20 protein-coding genes are annotated in these 19267 nt (G+C 30.4%); 16 read left to right on the top strand and 4 right to left on the bottom strand.

Features of this window, described 5'->3' with window-relative positions; translation table 11 throughout:
- Position 1: 1 nt before the first annotated feature.
- The 5 genes from KQI42_RS13210 to KQI42_RS13230 all read left to right on the top strand — a co-directional run bounded on the left by KQI42_RS13210 (position 2) and on the right by KQI42_RS13230 (position 4749).
- On the top strand, positions 2-1756 hold the full coding sequence (locus KQI42_RS13210; RefSeq protein ID WP_216520547.1) for a ferrous iron transporter B: 1755 nt from the start codon (positions 2-4) through the stop codon (positions 1754-1756).
- 13 nt (positions 1757-1769) lie between these two features.
- On the top strand, positions 1770-2414 hold the full coding sequence (locus KQI42_RS13215; RefSeq protein ID WP_216520548.1) for a nicotianamine synthase family protein: 645 nt from the start codon (positions 1770-1772) through the stop codon (positions 2412-2414).
- Positions 2350-3351 carry a lysylphosphatidylglycerol synthase transmembrane domain-containing protein gene (locus tag KQI42_RS13220; protein WP_216520549.1) on the top strand — a complete coding sequence of 334 codons (1002 nt, stop codon included), beginning with the start codon at positions 2350-2352 and terminating at the stop codon, positions 3349-3351. The genes KQI42_RS13215 and KQI42_RS13220 overlap by 65 nt, the downstream gene beginning before the upstream one ends.
- A complete protein-coding gene (pssA, locus tag KQI42_RS13225) occupies positions 3332-3919 on the top strand; it encodes a CDP-diacylglycerol--serine O-phosphatidyltransferase (protein ID WP_216520553.1) in 588 nt (195 codons plus the stop codon). The genes KQI42_RS13220 and pssA overlap by 20 nt, the downstream gene beginning before the upstream one ends.
- Positions 3920-3996: 77 nt before the next feature.
- A complete protein-coding gene (locus tag KQI42_RS13230; protein ID WP_216520554.1) occupies positions 3997-4749 on the top strand; it encodes a hypothetical protein in 753 nt (250 codons plus the stop codon).
- 48 nt (positions 4750-4797) lie between these two features.
- On the opposite strand, the gene rpsD is transcribed toward KQI42_RS13230, so the two are convergent.
- The 3 genes from rpsD to KQI42_RS13245 form a co-directional block, all read right to left on the bottom strand.
- Positions 4798-5397, bottom strand: a complete 600-nt coding sequence (gene rpsD / locus KQI42_RS13235; protein WP_216520735.1) for a 30S ribosomal protein S4 — start codon at positions 5395-5397, stop codon at positions 4798-4800.
- Between the two features lie 142 nt (positions 5398-5539).
- Positions 5540-5959: an acyl-CoA thioesterase gene (locus KQI42_RS13240; RefSeq protein WP_216520555.1), complete on the bottom strand. Its 420-nt coding sequence runs from the start codon at positions 5957-5959 to the stop codon at positions 5540-5542.
- A gap of 66 nt (positions 5960-6025) precedes the next feature.
- The gene (locus KQI42_RS13245) at positions 6026-7393 is read right to left on the bottom strand and encodes an MATE family efflux transporter (protein WP_216520556.1); all 1368 of its coding nucleotides are present in this window, start codon (positions 7391-7393) and stop codon (positions 6026-6028) included.
- 302 nt (positions 7394-7695) lie between these two features.
- On the opposite strand from KQI42_RS13245, the gene nhaC reads away from it, so the two are divergent.
- From nhaC to KQI42_RS13290, 9 genes are all read left to right on the top strand, one after another.
- Positions 7696-9105: a Na+/H+ antiporter NhaC gene (gene nhaC / locus KQI42_RS13250; protein WP_216520559.1), complete on the top strand. Its 1410-nt coding sequence runs from the start codon at positions 7696-7698 to the stop codon at positions 9103-9105.
- Between the two features lie 102 nt (positions 9106-9207).
- The gene (locus KQI42_RS13255; RefSeq protein WP_216520562.1) at positions 9208-10005 is read left to right on the top strand and encodes a M55 family metallopeptidase; all 798 of its coding nucleotides are present in this window, start codon (positions 9208-9210) and stop codon (positions 10003-10005) included.
- A 311-nt stretch (positions 10006-10316) separates the two neighbouring features.
- On the top strand, positions 10317-10655 hold the full coding sequence (locus tag KQI42_RS13260) for a DsrE family protein (protein WP_216520563.1): 339 nt from the start codon (positions 10317-10319) through the stop codon (positions 10653-10655).
- 21 nt (positions 10656-10676) lie between these two features.
- Positions 10677-11099 carry a DUF1893 domain-containing protein gene (locus KQI42_RS13265; RefSeq protein ID WP_216520565.1) on the top strand — a complete coding sequence of 141 codons (423 nt, stop codon included), beginning with the start codon at positions 10677-10679 and terminating at the stop codon, positions 11097-11099.
- Positions 11100-11120: 21 nt separating this feature from the next.
- On the top strand, positions 11121-11648 hold the full coding sequence (locus KQI42_RS13270) for an ECF transporter S component (protein WP_216520567.1): 528 nt from the start codon (positions 11121-11123) through the stop codon (positions 11646-11648).
- Positions 11649-11731: 83 nt separating this feature from the next.
- Positions 11732-13021, top strand: a complete 1290-nt coding sequence (locus KQI42_RS13275; protein WP_216520568.1) for an amidohydrolase — start codon at positions 11732-11734, stop codon at positions 13019-13021.
- 11 nt (positions 13022-13032) lie between these two features.
- Positions 13033-14067: an S-methyl-5-thioribose-1-phosphate isomerase gene (mtnA, locus tag KQI42_RS13280; RefSeq protein WP_343231692.1), complete on the top strand. Its 1035-nt coding sequence runs from the start codon at positions 13033-13035 to the stop codon at positions 14065-14067.
- 40 nt (positions 14068-14107) lie between these two features.
- Positions 14108-14875 (top strand): S-methyl-5'-thioinosine phosphorylase, encoded by a 768-nt coding sequence (locus KQI42_RS13285; RefSeq protein WP_216520574.1) that lies wholly within the window; start codon positions 14108-14110, stop codon positions 14873-14875.
- Positions 14876-14937: 62 nt separating this feature from the next.
- Positions 14938-15375 (top strand): ferritin family protein, encoded by a 438-nt coding sequence (locus tag KQI42_RS13290; RefSeq protein ID WP_216520576.1) that lies wholly within the window; start codon positions 14938-14940, stop codon positions 15373-15375.
- 136 nt (positions 15376-15511) lie between these two features.
- On the opposite strand, the gene KQI42_RS13295 is transcribed toward KQI42_RS13290, so the two are convergent.
- Positions 15512-16429 carry a LysM peptidoglycan-binding domain-containing protein gene (locus tag KQI42_RS13295; RefSeq protein ID WP_216520578.1) on the bottom strand — a complete coding sequence of 306 codons (918 nt, stop codon included), beginning with the start codon at positions 16427-16429 and terminating at the stop codon, positions 15512-15514.
- Between the two features lie 133 nt (positions 16430-16562).
- On the opposite strand from KQI42_RS13295, the gene KQI42_RS13300 reads away from it, so the two are divergent.
- Both KQI42_RS13300 and KQI42_RS13305 read left to right on the top strand, forming a co-directional pair.
- Positions 16563-17999: a spore germination protein gene (locus tag KQI42_RS13300; RefSeq protein ID WP_216520580.1), complete on the top strand. Its 1437-nt coding sequence runs from the start codon at positions 16563-16565 to the stop codon at positions 17997-17999.
- Positions 17996-19267 (top strand): Ger(x)C family spore germination protein, encoded by a 1272-nt coding sequence (locus KQI42_RS13305; RefSeq protein WP_216520582.1) that lies wholly within the window; start codon positions 17996-17998, stop codon positions 19265-19267. The genes KQI42_RS13300 and KQI42_RS13305 overlap by 4 nt, the downstream gene beginning before the upstream one ends.

The raw sequence follows: 19267 nt of genomic DNA on the forward strand, positions 1-19267 counted from the left end.
AATGAGCTGCCATGGCAGTGGTAATCAAAGTGTAGCAGTAGATAATAAAATAAAAATCTTGTTAATGGGTAATCCAAATGTAGGTAAGAGTGTTATATTTTCTAAATTAACGGGAGTCCATGTTGAAAGTTCTAATTATACGGGTACTACTGTTGATTATACGCTGGGAGAAATTAATTTTAAAGATAGAGAAGGGGTAATGATTGATGTTCCCGGCACCTATTCTTTAGAAGCTAGCTCTGAAGCAGAAGAAGTGGCAGTAGCATTATTAGAAGAAGGAGCAGATGCAGTTATTTGTGTATTAGATGCAACTCATTTAGATAGGAATTTGGATTTGGCTTTCAAGTTAAAAGAACATTCAATACCTATTATATATTGTTTAAACTTAATGGATGTTGCTGAAAGACAAGGAATTACAATTGATACAGAAAAACTTTCTAAAGAGTTGGATGGACCAGTTATTTCTACTGTAGCTATTAAAAATATTGGGTTACAAGATTTATTGAAAAAATCTATAGAACTAGCTGGTACAGCAAGAACTCCAGAACCTGAATTAGATGATAAAGATAGATGGAATAAGATAAATAAAATAGTAGACAAAGTTCAATCTAAAGTAGAAAAAGAGCCTACTTTTATTGAAAAACTGGAGAATTGGACTATTCAACCTTGGCCAGGTATACCTATTGCTTTTTTAGTTTTAATTATCTCATTAGGTGTAGTGGTTGGCGGTGGTAAGGGATTAAGATCTTTGGTGCTTTTGCCTCTTGTTAAAAAAGTTATTGTTCCCTTGTTTACTACTATAGTTTCTATGATTGTACCAGCAGGACTACTAAGGAATTTACTTGTAGGAGAATTTGGAATATTGATAATTGGAATAGAGTGGCCATTTGCTTTGATACTTCCCTATGTATTGTTGTTCTATATTGTATTTTCTTTCTTAGAAGATAGCGGATATTTACCTAGACTGGGAGTTCTAGCAGATGGCTTACTTAAACGAATAGGTATACAAGGTGGTAATATTATTCCTATTATGATGGGGTATGGATGTGCTGTTCCTGCTATTTTAGGAACTAGGGCTGCCACTACTTATAAAGAGAGACTTATGGTAGCGGCATTAGTATCTTTTGCAATACCTTGTGCTTCTCAAAGTGGTGCATTTATAGCACTGTTAGGAGATCGTTCTATTGCTGCATTAGTATTAATGTATTTAATTTCTTTTCTAGTAATAGTCATGGTAGGAATAGTAATGAATAGAGTTATACCAGGAAAAAGTCAGCCAATGTTATTAGAGATACCAAATTTGTTGATGCCTGATAAAAGTGCTTTTAAGAAAAAACTTAAGATTAGGATGAAACATTTTTTATTGGAAGCAGAGGTTCCTATGATGTTGGGGATTCTTTTAGCAGCAATTGTTGCAGAAACTGGAATCTTAGATAAGTTTAGTATATGGCTTGGACCTTTAGTTGAAGGCTGGCTAGGATTGCCTAAAGAAGCTAGTTTATCTTTATTATTAGGAATAATAAGAAGAGAATTAGCCGTATTACCCTTATTAGAGCTTAATTTAAATACCTTACAATTATTAGTTGGCTCTGTAGTAGCATTATTCTATTTGCCATGTTTATCCGTCTTTGCTGTTTTAGCTAAAGAATTTTCATTAAAGACAGCAATTGCTATAGGAATTGCTACGACAGTTTCTGCTTTTGTGTTTGCAGGGTTAATTAACCAAATTGGAAGACTTATATTGGCTATAGTTTAAAAGGTGATAGACTATGATAACTAGTTGGACAAAGTGGATGGAAAAAAAGATTTCAAATTCAAATTTTCTAATAGGATTGTATGAAAACTATTATAGAAAAATTGTAAAGGATGAAGTTAAGTTAGCTGAAATGACCAATAAGGATAAGGTATTATGTATTGGAGGAGGTTCCATTCCTTGTACAGCCTTGCAGATAGCAAACTTAACTGGAGCAGAAGTTCATGTAATAGATATTGATAGAAAGGCAGTGAATAATGCTAAAAATATAATAAGAAAGATGGGATTGGGAAATAAGATATATGTCACAGAAGCAAAAGGTGAAGATATAGATGTTGGCTCTTATAATGTTATTCACATAGCATTACAAGTTACTCCAAAAGAAAGAGTTGTAGAGCATATTTGGAGTAAATCTACAGAAGGAACTAGGATAGTAGTTCGGTTACCTAAAAAAAGTTTAAAATGTTTCTATTCGAACTTATCTGATGAGTTTCTTAGCCAAAGGAAACCTTCTATTGAAGGTTGTTGTTTGCAAAATAGATGTAATACGATGAAAGAAATCTTACTCATGGTAAAAGGTAAGGAGGATACTATTTATGAAGAAATACCTACTGTACCTTTTAGGGGGAATAGGATTAGTACTCATAGTTCTATACTCTGATTGGAAGGCTGTCTGGACATATACTAAGTCAATATCTATAGAAATGTTTTTATTAGCACTAATTTTACAACTCCTTACGATTATATTAATAACTATACAATGGAAATTTATGATTTTGTGGATAGATAAGGAGTGTAGTTTTATAAATGTATTCAGAGTTAATATGAAAGGAAATTTTGTTGATGCTATTACGCCTGGAGTTAAAATGGGTGGAGAATTAGCAAGAGCTTATGAAATACATAATAGATTAAAATTAAACTTAAGTGAAGCAGCGGTAGTAGTTGGTTTACAAAAAACTGTTAGCCTTTTAAGTTTCTTATTCCTAACAGTAATAAGCTTAGTATGGTTCTTTATTAATATGGAAAATCAACATAAAGTTTATTTTAATGTTTTTTTTATAGGAGTACTTATTTTAACTCTAAGTCTATTAGCTTTAATATTAGTATGCATTAAGCCTAACTTTGTTAAAAAAATATTGAGCAAACTTCCTTTTAATATAAAAATTAAAAATAAATTAGAAAAATTTTTTAAAGAGTATAATTTAGCACTAAATAAGTTGCTAATAAAGAAAGATAAATTCTTGTATCAAATGTTGTTAGGTATGTTCATATGGCTATTATTTGCTTTTAAAATGGGTTTAGTGGTAAAAGGATTTAACATAAAGATTGGATTTATTTCAATAGCAGCAATAACCTACTTAACATATATAGTCGGGATGATACCTTTATTACCTGGAAGTATAGGAAGTTTTGAAAGTACTATGGTTAGTCTTCTAGCTATTAAAGGAGTTCCAATAGAGCAAGGTATCGCCATTTCTGTTATATTTAGATTTATAACTTTTTGGTTTGAGTTTTGGATTAGTTTAATTGTATTAAGCATAGATAGATTAATTGTGAATTTTATAAAGGGTGGTAAATATGCTGGAGGCAAGACCTAATAAGTACCAGAAATACTATGTATTACCTACTTTAATTACTTATTCTAATATGATGTTGGGGGCAACAGCTATTTTAATTATCAATAATAGATCTTTAAAAGAGTTAAGAGTATCCTGTATATTAGTGTTATTAGCTGCAATTACAGACAAGTTGGATGGATTTGTAGCTAGAAGGCTTAATATGACTAGTGACTTTGGTAAACAATTAGATTCCTTATGCGATTTAGTGTCCTTTGGGTTAGCTCCTGTAATCATTGGATGGAATATGGGCATTAACCTTTTAGGTTCAATAGGTATAGTGACATCTTTAATATTTATAGGAGCAGGAATCTTTAGGCTGGCTAGATTCAATGTTACAAAAGATGATACCTATATTATAGGATTGCCTATAACTATGTCAGGAGCTATAATGACTATAAAGTATATTATGGACTATAACTATAAGCTAAAAGGCAATATCTTTGCAATAGCGCCTTATGACAATATTATACTGATGGCTATATTATCCTTATTAATGATAAGTAATTTTAAAATTAAAAAACCTAAATTATTAAATAAAAGTTCCTAAATCAAAAAGATTTGGGAACTTTTTGTGTTAAGGGAATATCATTATATATAGGGATAAATTTAGAGGAGGTATAATAAATGTATAAAGATATTGACAAAGAAGAGTTGACACTTATGGGATTATTTAGTACTAGTTGGGAAATATATAAAAAATGTTTTAAGCATATATTTCTTATAATTTTACTTTATTTGCCCTTATATATAGTTATGGATTATTTAGGTATTAATTTTAATAGTTTTAGGACTAGGAATAGTCCGCTAAATATTATTACAATTATTAGCGGGATTATAACAGTATTTATAAATGTAGGGATTATTTTTATAGTAAAAGAAAGACTAATTGATTTTCACAATGAAGATATTAACATAGGATATATTCTTAAAGAATCTCTATCTAAATGGTGGGATGTGCTAATAACAGAATTACTTAGTGGATTGATAATAATAGGGATGACTTTGTTACTTATTGTACCCGGTATTATATGGTCTATTTATTATATTTTTAGTTTGCAAGTAGTTGTAATAAAAGATTTAAGAGGAAAAGAAGCCTTAGATTTTAGTAAGGAAATGGTGTCAGGAAGATGGTGGAAGGTATTTGGAACTATATTTTTATTTAACTTAATTTTAGGAGGAATTAGTTTTTGTTTATTTAAATTTCAGACCTATTATTTTGGTCAGTTAAGTATTATCACTGAAATTATAGTAGATATTATTGGAGCTATTTCTACAGTATTAATAACTATATTCTTTATGAATCTAGACTTTAATGATCATAATTCTGCTGAATATAAATTAGAGGAATACATTGAAATAGATGAGGAAAGTATTTAATCGGAGTAAATAAAAAAATTATGGCACAAAATTTTGTGCCATAATTTTTTATATAAGTCTTGAATAATATTCAACGACTAATTGATCATCAATTTCTATAGGTATCTGGTCTCTTTCAGGATATTGTATTAGGGTACCAGAAAAGTTATTTTCATCTTTATACAAGTAGGGATATTTTATTAATATACTAGAAAGAAAGTTTTCTCTAAATATTTCTACATTTCTAGATTTCTCTTTTAACGAAATAACATCTCCTACATTTACTCTATAAGAAGGAATATCTATTTTTTTGCCATTTACTAGTATATGACCGTGAACAACCATTTGCCTTCCTTGCCTTATAGAAGAAGCAAAACCTAACCTATAAACTAAATTATCTAACCGTATTTCTAAAGTTTTAATCAAAACATGACCCGTTTGTTCTTTAGACTTCTTTGCTTCTTTAACGTATTTTTCAAATTGCTTTTCCATTACACCATAATAGGCTCTTAGTCTTTGTTTTTCTAGTAACTGCATTCCATAACTAGATAGTTTTTTATCAGCTCTAGAAGTCGTTTTATTGGCTCTATTCATGGCTTTAGGATGGCCACATACATTTAATCCTAATCTTCTAGATTGTTTAAATCTAGGTCCTTTCATATTAGCTATAATTATCATCTCCATAAATATATTTGCCGCGATAATTTAAAGCCAATTTAAGTATAGCATATTAGTAATAAAATGTAAATGATAATTATTATCATTTACATTTTATTACTTTCACTATTTACTCTTTATTAATCCCACTTGTTTATCGTAAGCTTTCTGCTCTTTTTCTTATTTTCATATCTTCTTCGTCTATAGGGTCGTTTAAGACTATATTATGAGGTATAGTTTTACCATTTTCGTCAACAAAGACAAAGGTAATAAAACCATCAGATAATATTTCTTCAGAATTATTTTTAGTTATTTTTCCATATACCATAAAACTCGATTTACCTGCCTTAGCTATTCTAGATTCTAAATTTATAATATCTCCTTTATTACCGGGTGTTTTAAAGGTTAATCCATGAACATTTACGCACACAATATTTTCTGGTTTTTCTGTGGCTTTAGCACCACATATAAAACATGACTCTATAAACCATTCTGCCATTCTTCCTGCAAACAAAGTACCATGATGATTTAAATCTTCTGACTTTACTAATCTAGATACTTTTATTGTTTCCAATTAAATTTCCCCCTTTGCTTTCATTGTCACAAATTCATTATAACAGTATATTAATTTAATACAATACTAAACTCTTTTAGTTTCCCATACTCCTCTTTTATATTCTATAGATACAATTAAAAATTCTACAACTTCGGCAGCTACATAGCTAAACCAAATGATGATTATAGGTAAATGAAATACTCTAGTTGAAAAGTAGAGAATAGGTACTTGGATTGCCCAGCGAGATAATATACTAGCTATAAGAAAGGGGATATTATGACCTGAACCAGTAAAAACTGTACCCAATCCCATTGAAATTCCAGCTAGAATTAGAGCCGGAGTCAATACCCTAACCATAGTGTTGCCTATTAAAATAACATCTGGATCATTTATGAAAATTTTCATAATTTGTTCAGGAAAAATTATAGCAAAGAGTGTGAGTACGCCCATCATTATTACATTAATAAGAGAAGAAAATCTGGCTGTTTCTTTGGCTCTATCTATATCATTGGCACCTAAAGCTTGACCAACGATAGTACTAGCTCCCATGTTTATACCCATTAAAGGCATAAAGGCAAAGTTGAATATTCTTCCACCAATACCCATAGCTGCTACTACATTGGTTCCATATAAGGAAATAAATTTTAATGTAACTACACTCGATAAGTTTCTCATCAACATTTCTATCCCTGTGGGCAGTCCAATTGTTAGCAGTTTTTTATCTATCTCCCAATCAAGTTGGAACAATCCTTTTATAGTTATTTTCAATTTTTCATTTCCTTTTAATAGCACATAAAATCCTAGTATAAAAGATATAACTATAGAGATTACAGTAGCTAAAGCAGCACCAAATACGCCCATATTTAATCCTGGGATATTAGTACCAGGTATTTTATCAAACATGAATATTGGATCTAGTATTATATTAGCAACAGAAGAAATTATCATAATTTTCATAGGAGTTTTAGCATCACCTAAACATCTCAGTGCGGTGTTTACTGAATATGATGAAAACATAATAGGTAGAAAAAACATTCTAATGTATCCGTAGTCTAAAGCTGCCTTTAAAACTTCAGGATCATCAGTAAAGAAATTTAACAAAGGTTTTAATAAAACAGAAAAGATAATAGCAGTAATAACGGCAACCAATCCTTTAAAGGCTAGAGTTTGCTCAACAATTTTCCTTGATCTATCTACATCGTTTTTTCCATAGCTCTGGGTTATCAAAGAAATAGAACTTGTGCCAATAACATCGTTAAGAATATTAACTAGCCAGAAAACTGTAGAAAATATTGTAACACCAGCTACTGCTGAAGAAGATATTCTACCGACCCAGATCATGTCTACCATATCATAAACAGCTTGCAAAACAAATCCCAACATAGTCGGTATAGACATTTTAAGTAAATTTTTTTTAAAATTGCCTGTTAATAATTCATTGTTATGATCCATATAAAATCCAATTCCTCCTTTGAATTAATTAGATTTTCTAAATTAATATATAGATATATTAATCTATTTTTAGCAATATATCAATGAATATAATGAATATGACAAAAAAGTTGTAAAATATTATCATTTGCAAATAATCAAAATTATTAGTAAAATATAAAATATATATAAAATTCAAAAAATGATATAAAAGTAATCTCATAAAAAATATTTTAAGATTACTTTTAGTAGGGATAAGTTAATATCCTATTTTAATGCATTTGGTGAAAAGGTTTTCACACATAATCTAAGGAGGGAGTTATATGAACTTTAAAGAAGAGAAACGACAGCCCTATCTGTATGAGGCACTTTTATCTTTTGGATTTTTAATTGCCATAATGGCAGCTAGTATTTCTATTTATGGTGCAGATCCACACATTCCAATGTTAGTAGGAACGATGTTTGCGGCAGTTATTGCTATGAAAATTGGCTATAGTTGGGATGAAATCCAAAAATCCATGTTTGATGGCATTTATCAAGCTTTACAAGCAATCATTATTCTTGCGATTATAGGTGTGCTAATTGGTACATGGATTTTAGCTGGTGTTGTACCAAGTATGATTTATTATGGTTTGGGCATATTACGGCCTAGTATATTTTTAGTAGCTACAGTTATAATTTGCTCAATTACATCTTTAGCCACAGGTACTAGTTGGGGTACAGCAGGAACTATTGGTATAGCTCTTATGGGAATTGCCAAAGGTCTAGGAGTTCCAGCACCTATAGCTGCTGGAGCCATAATATCAGGAGCTTATTTTGGTGATAAGTTATCGCCTTTATCTGATACAACAAATTTAGCACCAGCAGTTGCTGGAACAGATGTTTTTACTCATATAAAATTCATGCTTCCAAATACAATAATAACTTACGGAATTACATTAGTCCTATTCTTATTTATTGGTTTTAGATTTAAAGGGGTGGCTGCCGATTTATCTTCTATTGAAGCAATAAGAGATGGAATAGCTTCATCTTTTAGAGTTTCTCCATTATTACTGATACCACCTTTAGCCGTTATTATTTCTATAGCTTTTAAAGTTCCAGCAATACCTGGAATAGCTATTGGTATTCTATTAGGTGCTATTGAGGCTATGATTTTTCAAGGAGCTACTTTGGGTCATTTGTTAGAAGCAAGTTATAATGGTTTTATAAGTCAGACAGGATTAGAAATGATAGATGAACTTCTAACAGCAGGTGGACTAACTAGAATGATGCCTTCCATATCTCTAACTATAATTGCTATGATGTTTGGAGGCATTATGGAAAAAACAGGTCAATTAGAAGTAATAGTGAATACTATATTAAAGAAAGTTAAAAGTGCGACAGGTCTTATTACAACAACTATATTAACCTGTATATTTAGTAATATGACTATGCCAGAGCAATATATTTCTATAGTAGTTCCAGGCAGAATGTATGCTTCTGCCTATAAGGAACAAGGACTTCATCCAAGAACCTTATCAAATGCTTTGGAGTCTTCAGGGACTTTAACATCAGCGTTGATACCGTGGAATACTTGTGGTGCCTTTATGAAAGGTATTTTAGGCGTATCAGCTTTACAATATGGAAAGTGGGCATTTTTTAATTATCTCACTCCTATAGTTGTTATACTATTAAGTTTTATAGGTCTTACCGTATCTAAACTAGATAAGGAAAATACAGTTGAAATATCATAACAAAAAATCCTCTTATAAAACTTTATAAGAGGATTTTTTATTTCGTATTTATATTTATAGTGGTATAGTAATAGATATAGATAAAAAAAGGGAGGTATTTAAATGAAAATATTTATAAGTGCTGACATAGAAGGTGTTACTGGTGTAACTCATTGGGATGAAACTGAGAAGAATGAAAGCGATTATAGAGATTTTGCTCATCAAATGACTCTAGAAGTTAAGGCTGCTTGTGAAGGTGCGATTAATGCAGGGGTTAATGAAATCTGGATAAAAGATGCTCATGATAGTGGTCGAAATATTGACCATAACTTGCTTCCCAAAAATACTAAATTAGTTAGAGGATGGAGTGGTGGCTTATATTCTATGGTTCAAGAATTAGATTCTTCTTTTGATGCTTTATTATATGTTGGATACCATTCAGCAGCAGGAACCAATACTAATCCACTGTCTCACACTATGAATACCACTTTAGATTACATAAAATTAAATGGAAGATATGCAAGTGAATTTTTAATTCATTCATATATTGCAGCGTATTTAGGAGTTCCAGTAGTATTTCTGTGTGGAGATTTGGGACTATGTAATGAAGTTAAGAACATAAACGAAAACATAGTAACTATCCCCGTAAAAGAAGGTATAGGAAATTCAACAATAAGTATTCACCCGCAATTATCTTTAGAGTTGATAAAAAATGGAGTAGAAGAAAGTTTAAGTAAAAAACTATCAGAATGTAAACTTGAATTACCGGAAATCTTTGAATTAGAGATAAAGTATAATGAACATGCTAATGCTCTTAGAAAGTCAAACTATCCAGGAGCAGAATTAATAGATTCAAAAGTAGTTAAGTTTACTCATAATGATTATATGGAAGTAGTTAGAGCTATGAAGTTTTTATTATAATCCTGTGTAGTAGTGTAAGTATATTATATCTATGGCTAGAATTAACAGTTAATGCAAACGAGGCAGTAAGAAATAGATTTTTTAGCCCAGTATATTTAATACAATATGATTTATATTTTTAAAGGAGTGGCAACAAGGATTTCTGTCTTTGTTGCCAAGCTTATGGTGCTAGTAATTATAAAAATTAAAAAGAATTACAGAATAAAATTTGCAAGTATCTAGATTAATTTAAAATAGACAATGTTATTGTCTGGAATTAATATCCAGTTATCGATTTTAAAATAAGGGTATAGGTTACTAGAGGTGATTATATGGGAGGATTAAAAGCTTTATTTCACATAGATGAAATAGAAAAGTGGGATTTATTGCTAGCTAATGTAAAAAATTTGTTAGAGTCTACTGACGATCAAGCCATAATAGAAGTTGTCGCCAATTCAAAAGGGGTCTTAGGTCTTAAAAAAGATTTCAAACTAGACTATATTATAGAGAAACAATATAATAGGGGAGTAAGGTTTGTAGTATGCAATAATTCATTAAAAAATATTGGAATATCAAAAGACGAAATACTGCCTATAGTAGAAATAATAGAAGCAGGAGTGAAAGAAATAATTGAGAAACAACAAGAAGGTTATGGATACATTAAGCCTTAATTTATAATAGGAGTTGATATATTGGAGGATATTTGTATAGCGAGAGAAATACTAGAGAAGGAAGATTTGGCTTTAGTTGTAGTTAGAGAAGGAGAAGTAATATATAAGAGTAAGGATAAGGGAATAAAGCCAATGTACATAATGGCTGTGGAAATGAAGGACAAGGGTAAAGGAGCATCTATTGCCGATAAGGTAGTAGGAAAGGGAGCTGCTCTTTTATGTAAATATATTGGAATAGTAAATGTCTATGGTAAACTTATATCTGAGGGGGGAATAAAGGTTTTAGAGGAAAGTAAAATTCCTTTTATAAGTGACAAAACTTGTTCTTATATAAAAAATAAGGATAAAACAGATCTTTGTCCTATTGAAAAGATGGCTATTAATCTAGATGATCCTAATTTGTTTTTAGAAAGGCTTGCAGATTTTTTTAAATCTATTAAGTAAGATATTAAAGGGGGAAAATTAATGGTAGAAAGAAATAATACAAAAAAACTAGTTATTGCAGGAGTACTTTTAGCTATGGGAATACTAATTCCTATGATATTTCATACCTTAGGAATAGCAGGAACCATATTTTTACCAATGCATATTCCAGTACTAATAGGAGGATTTTTGCTACCGCCATATTTAGCTTTACTTTTAGGACTTATAACACCTTTATTAAATAGTTTTTTAACAGGAATGCCGCCTTTATTTCCAATGGCAATTATTATGACTTTTGAATTAGCATTTTATGGATTAATAGCTTCATTAATGTATAGAAAATTTCACTTACCTTCATTATTATCACTAATAATTTCTATGATAGTAGGAAGAGTTGTTGCTGGAATAGTTGTTTTTATTTTGGTTTCTTTTTTAGGGATAGAAATGAATCCTATAATGTTTGTAAAGGGAGGAATCCTAACTGGCTTTCCTGGAATTGTTATTCAGCTAATATTAATACCATCTTTAATTTATGGAATAGTAAGATATACTACGATAAACTTTGATTAGGCGATTTATATCGCCTTTTTCTATACTAAAAAATAAGGTTATTATGATATACTAATAATAGAATATTTTATAGGAGGAATATTATGAATTTACTAATAAAAAATGTAACTTTAGTTCCAATGGATAAAAAGAATGATATTTTAGAAAACACTAATATATATATCTTAAATAATAAAATAGAACATATAGGGTATTTAAGAGGAGATTTAAAGGTAGATAGAATAATAGACGGCAAAGGCATGGTAGCGATGCCTGGTTTAATAAATTCCCATACTCATATAGGTATGTCTTTACTTAGAAATTTTGCTGATGATTTACCCCTTCATGAATGGTTAACACAAAAAATATGGCCTATAGAAGCTAAACTAACGGAAGAAGACGTATATTGGGGATCATTACTTAGTATGGTAGAAATGATCCAATCTGGAACTACAGCATTTTGTGATATGTATTTTTTTATGGATCAAGTAGGAAAGGGATTAGAGGAAGCTGGAATTAGGGGAGTTTTAACAAGAGGGTTAATTGAAGAAGAAGGAAAAAGTATTATTAAATTAAATGAAACTAGGGAACTTTATAGAAATTGGAATGGAAAAGGAAATGGAAGGATTAAAGTAATGGTTGCACCTCATGCACCATATACATGTAGTCCCGATTTTATAATGAAAAGCTGTGCTTTAGCTAAAGAGCTAAATACTGGAATCCACATTCATCTGTCTGAAACTAAAAGGGAAGTTGAAGATAGCTTCAAACAACATGGAAAATCTCCGATTAAACATGTATATGATTTAGGTGTATTTGAAATTCCCACTATTGCAGCTCACTGTGTACATGTAGATGATAATGATATTGAGATATTGAAGGAAAACAATGTAAGTGTTGTTAATAACCCTGGAAGTAATTTAAAACTTGCTAGTGGGTTTGCACCTGTAGATAAGATGATTAAAAAGGGAGTTAATGTAGCATTAGGAACTGATGGATCTTCTAGTAATAACAATTTGAATATGTTTGAAGAAATAAATTTAGCAGCCATAGTAAATAAAGCAGTAAATATGGATGCAGTATCTATTCCTGCAAAAACAGCAGTAGAAATGGCTACCATAAATGGTGCTAAAGCTTTACTTTGGAGTGAAGAAATAGGATCTATTGAAGTAGGTAAAAAAGCAGATTTAATATTAATCGACATAGATAAGCCTCATTTATATCCGCATCACAACATTATTTCTTCCTTGGCATATTCTGTACAAGGCTCTGATGTAGATACGGTTATAGTAGATGGTAAAATAATAATGGAGAATAGAGAAATTAAAACTCTAGATGTAGAAAAGATAAAATATAATGTAGGAAAGGTGGCTAAAAATTTAATAAATAGATAGGGGGAAGTTTGGTGAAGATTAAAACTTTAGAGTTTATAGATGAAAAGTTATATTTAATAGACCAAAGGAAACTACCCGAGAAAGTAGAAATATTCTTATGTGAAACTTATAAAGATGTAGATTTTGCTATAAAAGATATGGTGGTAAGAGGAGCACCAGCTATAGGGGTTAGTGGAGTCTATGGTGTAGTATTAGGGGCTAAGGAATTTAAACATTTAGATAAAGAAACTTTTTTAGATAAAATGGAAGTAGTTTTAAATATACTAAATAAATCTAGACCTACGGCTGTTAATCTAATGTGGGGTATTACTAAGATGAAAGAACTTATAGAAAAAAATAAGGAAAAATCTACAGAAGAAATATATGTTTTGCTAAAAGAAGAAGGCGACAGAATCAAGGAAGAGGATATTGATATAAATAGAAAAATGGCAAGGTATGGAAATACCTTAGTACCAGAAGAGGCTATTATTCTTACACATTGTAATGCAGGAGCTTTAGCTACTGTTGATTATGGTACCGCTTTAGGAGTTATTAGAGAAGCACATTATTCAAATAAAAATATATTTGTATATGCTGATGAAACAAGACCAAGACTTCAAGGCGGTAAATTAACTAGTTGGGAATTGTTGCAAGAGGGCATACCTTCAAAGGTTATCTCAGATAGTGCAGCAGCAACTTTAATAAGAGATAAAAAGATAGACCTAATATTAGTAGGTGCTGATAGGATAGCCACTAATGGAGATACAGCTAATAAGATTGGGACTTTTATGCTTTCAGTCGTTGCAAAAACTTATAATGTGCCTTTTTATATAGTAGCTCCTACTTCTACCATTGATTTTAATATTGAAACTGGAAAAGATATTGTAATAGAAGAAAGAAATTCAGAAGAAATTACATATATAGAAGGCATAAGAGTAATGCCTGAAGGAGTTCAAGTATATAATCCTGCTTTTGATGTAACTCCTGAGGAAAATATTACAGCCATTATTACAGAAAAAGGCATTATTAGGCCACCTTTTAAAGAGAATATATTAAAGTTAAAATAAAAAAGTATGATTGATATCTTATTTATAAAGGGGGATAAATATGCAAAAGGCTATAATTGGTGGAACAGGAATGTATGATATAGGGGAGGACAGCTATACCAGTAAGATAGCTACTAAATATGGAGAAGTAGAAGTAGATATAATTAGTATTCAGGGAGAAAAAATAGCATTTTTACCTCGACATGGAAGAGAACATTCGGTACCGCCGCATTTAATAAACTATAGAGCTAATATGATGGCTTTAAAAGATATAGGAGTTAAATATATTTATTCAACTGTTGCGGTAGGATCCATGAATGAAAATTTTGTTCCTGGAGATGTAGTAATAATAAAAGACTTCATAGATTTTACAAAGAATAGACCTGTTACTTTTTATGAAGGTGGAGAAGAAGGAGTTATACATGTAGATATGACAGAGCCTTATTGCAGGAATTTAAATAATTTATTCATAGAAGAATCTAAAGACAGCATATTTATTAAAGGTGATGGAGTATATGTTTGTACAGAAGGGCCTAGGTTTGAGACATCTAGTGAAATAAAGATGTATAGAAAGATAGGTGGAGATGTTGTAGGAATGACTAATGTGCCAGAAGTTATTCTAGCTAAAGAGCTAGGTATGTGCTATTCTGCAATAGGGATAGTAACTAATTGGTGTACTGGTATAGAAACTTCGAAATTTACTATTCATGATATCACAGGTTCTGTAGAGAAGAATAAGAAAGAAATAACACAGATATTTATAAAAGTATTTATGAAAGAATTAGATCAGAACAAGTGTAGATGTAAGGATTCTTTAATAAAGTTATAGAAAACGCACCTCCAGCTTCTACTTGAATATTATAAATAGTAGAAAAGGTTGGAGGTGTTTTTATGGATTATGACTGTAGCAATTATTATGATCAAAGTTATTATATGAGCTTGATACCAAGGCTAGAAGAATATATAAATGATGAGTTAAATGATAGTAATTATTATAAAGAGTTAGCAAAACTAGCTCCAACTCCTTGGGCAAGAGATATAATTAGTCAATTTAGTATAGATGAAGCTGACCATGCAGAGAGACTTCAAGAGATGTATATGTGTATTACTGGAGTGAGTTATATTCCAAAACCTTTAAATCCTGTTATGATAAAAGACTATGAAAAAGGGTTAAAGATAAGATCCCTGCCAGAAACTAAAGATTTTAGAAAATATGGAGAAGAATACTTAATGGCATACAACAAATATTTTAAAGATAGTTTTTTTAGGATGAGTCAAATTGAAGGAAGTCACGCAATGCTTATTCCAATTTTGTTAGAAGAAGAATAAAAAAGCATGAGAAATCATGCTTTTTTATAGTTCATAGGGAAATAAAAATTTCCCTAGTGCAGACTTGATATTAAAGAATTTCAACAAAGGCTTCTCTAATTTTAGATATTTAAATAGAAGCCTTTGTTATTACTTGTTATTGTATAAACTTTAAACTTTGTTGAACTATTGTTGCATATTGTTTCTCTACCCATATAATTAAGTAGTTAAACTCTGTATCATTAATCTTAATTGGCTTTGGATATTTAATGATTAAACCTGCTTGGTTATCCATTTCTATTCTTTGATCTTCTGATGGTATTGTAATATAACCCTCTTGACCATCTACTTTGATACTACTTATATTAGGCTTACTTCCATATTGTAGAATAGGTTGATAAGCTTCTTCTTTACAAACATCAATTAGAGAAGAATCACTGTCTATTGCTGAAACGGAAAAATAACCACTAGGGCCTTCATAATAATTTTCTCTTACCATACTCCAATCTGATGGATATAGAAATTCTACTTTAAACAATTCACTTTGGAAAGTAGCCCAGTAATTAGGGATACATATTTTTTGACCTACTTGTAGATTATAAGGATCTACTGTAGGGTTGGCTTTTAAAAGATCATTTAAAGGAATCCTATGTTTCTTTGAAATTTGATAGAGTGTATCACCCTTTTGAATTGTATAAGGAGTACTACCTGGTGGGCATTCTTCCTTAGGTCCAATAGGAATACATATTACTTTGCCGATTATTAGCATATTAGGATTAATACCTGAGTTTGCTTCAATTATTGATTCTATCGATACATTGTATTGTTGAGCCAATTTGTATAAGGTGTCTCCAGATTTTATAATGTGATAATTACCGCCAGGACAGGGGGTATGAACTGATTCAGTAGGAATATACATTTTTTCACCTACAATTAAATAGTCTGGATTCATATAAGGGTTATATTGAATAATTTTATCTACAGTTGTATTAAACTCCATAGCCAGTTTATATAGAGTGTCTCCTGCCTTGATAACATAAGGCATGGTTCCTTGGGGACGATTATAGCTATTCATAATATCCTCCTTTCTAAACAGTATAATACAGTATATTTAATTTTAGGCAATTTGGTTCATAGATATATAGAAATTGATTATATTATTAATAAAATTGGTTATAATTTTTAAAAAGCTTGTAAAGGTGATAATAATGATTTCAAGAAACATAGATGAAAATAGAGCGCAGACTATAAAAGTTTTCAATAGCACTAGTGATTTAGTATTATATGAATTTGAAACTAATTCATGTAGCAGGATACTCATTGCTTATTTAGATGGATTAGTAGATAAATCTAGTTTAGATAGAGATTTAATAAAGCCGATGATGGAAAACTTTAGTTCGGTAGAATATATTAAAAATACAGTTTATATTTCAAGTGTTAACGAAATCTATTTTATTGAGGATATTGTAAAACCGCTAGTAAATGGTAGTGTAATATTATTTATTGACGAGTCTAATATTGCATATAGTATTGATCTAAGTCATTGGGAAAAGCGAACTTTGGAAGAGCCTAATTCAGAGGCTGTAGTAAGAGGACCAAAGGAAGGATTTATAGAAGATATAGCAACAAATAAAGTTTTAATAAGACGTAGAATTAGGAATAGCAAATTAGTTTTTGAAGATTATACTTTAGGAGTTGAAACTAATACTAGAATATCTTTAGTTTATATTATGGGAATAGTGAACGAGGAAGTATTAGAGGAATTAAGAAGTAGGATAGATAAGATTGATACAGATGCTATATTAGAAACTGGATATATAGAACAATTTATAGAAGACGAGCCTAAATCCATTATCAGTACCATAGGGAATAGCCAGAAGCCAGATGTTATAGCAGGAAAAATTCTAGAAGGAAGAATAGGAATTCTTTGTGATGGAACTCCTCATGTTTTGACTGTACCTAAACTATTTATTGAAGATACACAGACGGCAGAAGATTATTATCTTAGACCTGTTTATGCCACTTTTTTAAGAAGTATTAGGATATTTTCATTGTTTATGAGTATAGTATTACCTGGATTATACGTAGCATTACAGACCTATCATCAAGAAATGATACCAACACTTCTATTAATATCCATGGCTGGAGCTAGAGAAGGAGTACCGTTACCAGCAGTTTTAGAAGCATTGCTAATGACTTTAATGTTAGAACTAATAAAAGAGTCTGGAATAAGACTACCTCGAGCTGTAGGCTCAGCAGTAAGTATAGTAGGTGCATTAGTTTTAGGTCAAGCAGCAGTAGAAGCAGGGATTGTTAGTGCTCCAATGGTTATAATTACTGCTGTAACAGGAATAGCTGAATTTGCAATACCCTCCCTTACAGAAGCTATTATTATATATAGGATATTGATAATTATATTAGGCGGATTTATGGGACTATATGGTATAACCTGTGGCTTTGTAGTATTTATGATTCAGATTATGTCATTAAAGTCTTTTGGAGTATCCTATTTTTATCCTATAGCTCCCTATGAAAAACAAGGAATGAAAGATGTATTAATTAGATTCCCATTAAAACAATTGATCTATAGACCAAAATCATTGGCTAAAGGAAATGCTAGAAAGAAGAGGAATGAAAAGAAGTGAGTATTAATAGTAAAAAAGTATTATTAATAATCTTAATTATATTGATGTCAATATTTTTAACATCATGTTGGAATTCTAGAGAATTAAATACTTTAGGAATTGTTATAATGATTGGAATCGATACTGAAGATGACGAAATTCTTCTTACTGCTGAAATTATAAATCCAACATCTGCTGAAAGAGATATGAATGTACCAATGCAAAGCAGAGTTAGATATGTTCAAGGCACAGGGGATAGCATTTCTGATGCTATAAGAAACATAACTTTAAAGTTAGATAGGAGAATCTTTTTATCTCATAACAAAGTTTTTATTATAGGAGAAGAATTTGCTAAAAGAGGTATCGTGGATTTCCTAGACTTTTTACAGAGAAATAATGAGCATAGAGAAACCTCCTATTTTTTAGTTGCAAAAGACTCTAAAGCTTATGAGGTAATGGGAGTAAATGGAGGAGTAAATAATATTCCAGGTGGCTATTTATTAGAGCTAGTAGAAAATTATGAGCATAATGGAAAAACTAGAAGTCTTACTATGACTGAATTTTTTAAATACTACTATGATAAAAGTAATCAGCCAGTTTTAGGCGTTGTTAAAAGCGAAAAAAGAGCTGAAATTAATAAAGTTTCAAGTACTCCTAGTAATGTAGATTATTTTTTAAATGTAGAAGGAGGAGCAGTTTTTAATAAAGAAAAATTAATAGGGTATTATACAGGAAAAGAAATGATAGGGTTTAATATTATTGTAGATGAATTGAAGAGAGGAATAATTACATTTGATACTCCTAATGGATATATTGATCGTTTATCTACTACAATCCCACCTATTGAAGGCGATGTAAGTAGTACTAAAGCTAAGGAACATGGAGTCACATCGGTAGAAATTTTAAGTAGCAAGACTAAAAATAATATAGAAATAGTTGATGGGAAAGTACATTTTAAAATGAAAGTTGATATTAAAGGTGGATTAGCAGAAGAAACTGGAGATATAGAAATATCTAATAGGGAAGTTATAAAAGTAGTTGAAAAGGCTTGCTCTGAAGAAATAAAAAAACAAATAGAATTAGTTTTAAAAAAGGCTCAAAAAGAATTTAAACAAGATACATTTAGCATAGGAGCGTTATTTCATCGAAAATATCCTGAAGAGTGGAGAAAAATTTCTGATAACTGGAATAATATATTCTCTGAAATGGATTATACAATTGATGTAGAAACAAAGATAATTAGAATAGGATTAGTTAATACACCTAGTAACAGAATAAAGGGGAGATAA

It is taken from the genome of Tissierella simiarum (genome assembly GCF_018917865.1).
GTDB lineage: Bacteria > Bacillota > Clostridia > Tissierellales > Tissierellaceae > Tissierella_C > Tissierella_C simiarum.

Coding starts and splice junctions, on each gene's coding strand:
- KQI42_RS13210 (WP_216520547.1), top strand. CDS start 2: ATGAGCTGCCATGGCAGTGGTAATCAAAGTGTAGCAGTAGATAATAAA.
- KQI42_RS13215 (WP_216520548.1), top strand. CDS start 1,770: ATGATAACTAGTTGGACAAAGTGGATGGAAAAAAAGATTTCAAATTCA.
- KQI42_RS13220 (WP_216520549.1), top strand. CDS start 2,350: ATGAAGAAATACCTACTGTACCTTTTAGGGGGAATAGGATTAGTACTC.
- pssA (WP_216520553.1), top strand. CDS start 3,332: ATGCTGGAGGCAAGACCTAATAAGTACCAGAAATACTATGTATTACCT.
- KQI42_RS13230 (WP_216520554.1), top strand. CDS start 3,997: ATGTATAAAGATATTGACAAAGAAGAGTTGACACTTATGGGATTATTT.
- KQI42_RS13245 (WP_216520556.1), bottom strand. CDS start 7,393: ATGGATCATAACAATGAATTATTAACAGGCAATTTTAAAAAAAATTTA.
- nhaC (WP_216520559.1), top strand. CDS start 7,696: ATGAACTTTAAAGAAGAGAAACGACAGCCCTATCTGTATGAGGCACTT.
- KQI42_RS13255 (WP_216520562.1), top strand. CDS start 9,208: ATGAAAATATTTATAAGTGCTGACATAGAAGGTGTTACTGGTGTAACT.
- KQI42_RS13260 (WP_216520563.1), top strand. CDS start 10,317: ATGGGAGGATTAAAAGCTTTATTTCACATAGATGAAATAGAAAAGTGG.
- KQI42_RS13270 (WP_216520567.1), top strand. CDS start 11,121: ATGGTAGAAAGAAATAATACAAAAAAACTAGTTATTGCAGGAGTACTT.
- KQI42_RS13275 (WP_216520568.1), top strand. CDS start 11,732: ATGAATTTACTAATAAAAAATGTAACTTTAGTTCCAATGGATAAAAAG.
- KQI42_RS13285 (WP_216520574.1), top strand. CDS start 14,108: ATGCAAAAGGCTATAATTGGTGGAACAGGAATGTATGATATAGGGGAG.
- KQI42_RS13290 (WP_216520576.1), top strand. CDS start 14,938: ATGGATTATGACTGTAGCAATTATTATGATCAAAGTTATTATATGAGC.
- KQI42_RS13295 (WP_216520578.1), bottom strand. CDS start 16,429: ATGAATAGCTATAATCGTCCCCAAGGAACCATGCCTTATGTTATCAAG.
- KQI42_RS13300 (WP_216520580.1), top strand. CDS start 16,563: ATGATTTCAAGAAACATAGATGAAAATAGAGCGCAGACTATAAAAGTT.